This is a genomic window from Mycobacterium sp. (genome assembly GCF_049683935.1).
GTDB lineage: Bacteria > Actinomycetota > Actinomycetes > Mycobacteriales > Mycobacteriaceae > Mycobacterium.
In genome coordinates this window covers 1-3,221 of the sequence record NZ_JBAUJR010000092.1, presented here as the reverse complement: position 1 = coordinate 3,221, position 3,221 = coordinate 1, and the positions used below count along the sequence as shown (strand labels likewise).

Sequence of the window (3,221 nt, the reverse complement as noted above, 5' to 3'; positions counted from 1 at the left end):
GTGCCTCGTCGCTCCGGCCGCGAACTCGGTTGCCACCGCGGCGACACCCCACAGTGGAGCCCTCCCCTCGGTCGGGCCGTCGCGAGGAGTCGGCCCCGGCGGCGGTTTCGGCGGCGGGCTGCTCAGTGCACCGACGCCGCACCCGGACCTGGCACGACTGCTGTCCACAGATTCAGGCCAATTCACCTGGGCCGCAGCGGTCATCGGGTCCAACAACGCCGCCGGATACCAACTGTCCGCCGGAGTCCCGGTGATGGCCGTCGGCGGTTTCAACGGCACCGATCCGTCGCCGACCCTCGACCAGTTCGTCCGCTTCGTCGACGAGGGGCAGATCCACTACTTCATCGAAGGCCGGATGATGATGGCACAGGGGAGCGCCGAGGGCGCAACCACATCGGCGGCGATCCGCGAGTGGGTCCAGGCGCATTACCCGGCGCAGACCGTGAACGGTGCAGTGGTCTACGACCTGGCCAACCCCGGTGTCATCTCACAGCCGGCGCATAGCTCGGGCCAACGGTGAGCACACCTGCCCGACCGACCATTGACGACATGACACACTCCGCCCTCGAGTTGAACTGCGTTCGACGCCCTTTCGGTCCACGAGAGAACGCCGCCCGCGCGCCGCGCGCCGCCGGGGCGCCCGTCCTGGACGTCGTCGTCCCGGTCTACAACGAGCAGGCCGCGCTGGCGGATTCGGTGCACCGGCTGCATCGCTACCTGCAGGACGCGATCCCCTTCCCGGCCCGGATCACCATCGCCGACAATGCGAGCGTCGACGACACCCCGCGGATCGCCGCCGAACTCGCCACCGAGTTGACCGACGTGCGGGTGGTGCGACTGGAACAGAAGGGGCGCGGGCGGGCACTGCATCAGGTGTGGTCGCAGTCCGACGCAGCCGTGCTGGTGTACATGGACGTCGACCTGTCCACCGACCTCGCGGCGCTGGCCCCGCTGGTGGCGCCGCTGATCTCCGGCCATTCGGACCTCGCGATCGGCACCCGGCTCGGCCGCGGTGCGCGTGTCCGCCGCGGACCCAAGCGCGAGTTCATCTCCCGCTGCTACAACCTGATCCTGAAATCCACACTTTCCGCCGGATTCTCGGACGCGCAGTGTGGTTTCAAAGCGATCCGCGCGGACGTCGCCGCCCGACTGCTGCCGTTCGTCGAGGACACCGGCTGGTTCTTCGACACCGAGCTGTTGGTGGTCGCGGAGCGCAGCGGGCTGCGGATTCACGAGGTCCCGGTGGACTGGGTGGACGACCCGGACAGCCGCGTCGACATCGTCGCCACCGCCGCGGCCGACCTCCGCGGCATCGGGCGGCTCTTACGCGGCTTCACCACCGGCACGATCCCGGTCAACACGATCGCCGCCCAGCTCGGCCTGTCCAGCGGTGCGGCCGCACCCGGCTCACTACTGCGGCAGGTGGTCCGGTTCGGCGCTGTCGGGGTGGCCTCCACCGCCGCCTATGTGCTGCTGTTCATCCTGATGCAGGGCTGGGCCGGCGCACAGCTGGCGAACCTGGTCGCGCTGTTGCTCACCGCGATCGCCAACACCGCGGCCAACAGGCGCTTCACCTTCGGCGTCGCGGGCAGCCCTCACCTGGCACGCCATCATATGGAGGGCCTGATCGTCTTCGGTATCGCGCTGTCGATCACCAGTGGCGCACTGGGTCTGCTGCATGCCACCACATCGGCGCCGCATCACATGGTCGAGCTCGCGGTGCTGGTCGCCGCGAACCTGCTCGCCACCGCCGTGCGCTTTGTTCTCCTGCGCGGCTGGGTGTTTCACCCCCGCCGCACCAACACAGAAGGAAACCCCCGATGACGCTCACCACCGACGCAGCTGTGTGTACCCGCGCAGAGTCACCGCCGAGAGCAGGCCTTCCCGGCCGGCTCGTCTTCGGGGACGGCACGCAGCCCCGCTGGGCACGACCCGGTCTGCTTGCTCTGCTGGCCGTCACGGCGGTGCTCTATCTGTGGGATCTGGGCTCCTCGGGCTGGGCCAACGAGTACTACGCGGCGGCCGCGCAGGCGGGCACACAGGACTGGAAAGCCTGGCTGTTCGGATCACTGGACTCCGGCAATGCGATCACGGTCGACAAACCGCCCGCCGCCCTGTGGCTGATGGCGTTGTCGGGCAGGTTGTTCGGGTTCAGTCCGTTCACGATGCTGTTGCCGCAGGCGTTGATGGGCGTGGCCGCCGTCGGTGTCCTGTATGCCGCCGTGCGCCGGGTCAGCGGACCCGGTGCCGGACTTGTCGCCGGCGTCGTTCTGGCCGCTACTCCGGTGGCCGCCCTGATGTTCCGCTACAACAATCCGGACGCGCTGCTGGTGCTGCTGCTGGTGATCGCCGGCTACTTCATGGTGCGTGCCATCGAAACGGCGGGCACCCGCTGGCTGGTACTGGTGGGGGTGGTTCTGGGGTTCGCGTTCCTGACCAAGATGCTGCAGGCCGTTCTCGTCGTTCCCGGATTCGCGTTGGCGTTCCTGGTGGCGGCGCCGGTGGGTCTGTGGCCGCGCATCCGCAGGCTGCTGTTCGCGGCCGGTGCGATGATCGCCACCGCGGGGTCGTTCCTGGCGCTGGTCAGCCTCTGGCCAGCCGATTCCCGGCCGTACATCGGCGGTTCGACCGACAACAGCCTGGTGCAGCTTGCATTGGGCTACAACGGAATCCAGCGTGTCACCGGTGGTGAGGGCGGCCCGGGTGGCGGGCCGGGCGGTGCTGACGGGCCCGGCGGCCCGGGTGGAGCGGGCAACCTGTTCTTCGGCGGCGACCCCGGAATCGGAAGGCTGTTCGGCGCATCGATGGGCGCCGAGGCGTCCTGGCTGTTGCCGGCCGCGCTGATCGGGTTGGTCGCAGGGCTGTGGTTCACCCGCCGCGCCGTGCGCACCTCTGCAGTGCGGGCCAACCTGCTGCTCTGGGGTGGTTGGCTGCTGGTCACCGGTGCTGTCTTCAGCTTCATGGACGGCATCATCCACCCGTACTACACGGTGGCGTTGGCGCCTGCGATCGCCGCGCTGGTCGGAATCTCGGTGATCGAACTCTGGCGGGGCAGAACCCATCTGGCGCCCCGACTGGTGCTGGCGGCGATGTCCGCGGCGACCGGCGTGTGGGCGTTCATCCTTCTGGACCGCACCCCCGACTGGCTGCCGTGGCTGCGGTGGGTGGTGCTGATCGGTGCCGTGCTGGTGGCGGCGGTGACCGCGGCCGGGGTCCACAAG

General features: G+C 69.2%; 3 protein-coding genes. All 3 read left to right on the top strand.

Annotation, left to right across the window (positions count from 1 at the left end; genetic code table 11):
* Window positions 1-520 (top strand): mannosyltransferase YkcB-related protein (locus WA965_RS05210; protein ID WP_526447187.1); only part of this gene is annotated, 520 nt, incomplete at its 5' end.
* Between the two features lie 29 nt (window positions 521-549).
* On the top strand, window positions 550-1,824 hold the full coding sequence (locus WA965_RS05205) for a bifunctional glycosyltransferase family 2/GtrA family protein (RefSeq protein ID WP_526302714.1): 1,275 nt from the start codon (window positions 550-552) through the stop codon (window positions 1,822-1,824).
* Window positions 1,821-3,221, top strand: a 1,401-nt coding sequence (locus WA965_RS05200; RefSeq protein WP_526447185.1) for an ArnT family glycosyltransferase, incomplete at its 3' end; no start/stop codon positions are given. The genes WA965_RS05205 and WA965_RS05200, both read left to right, overlap by 4 nt.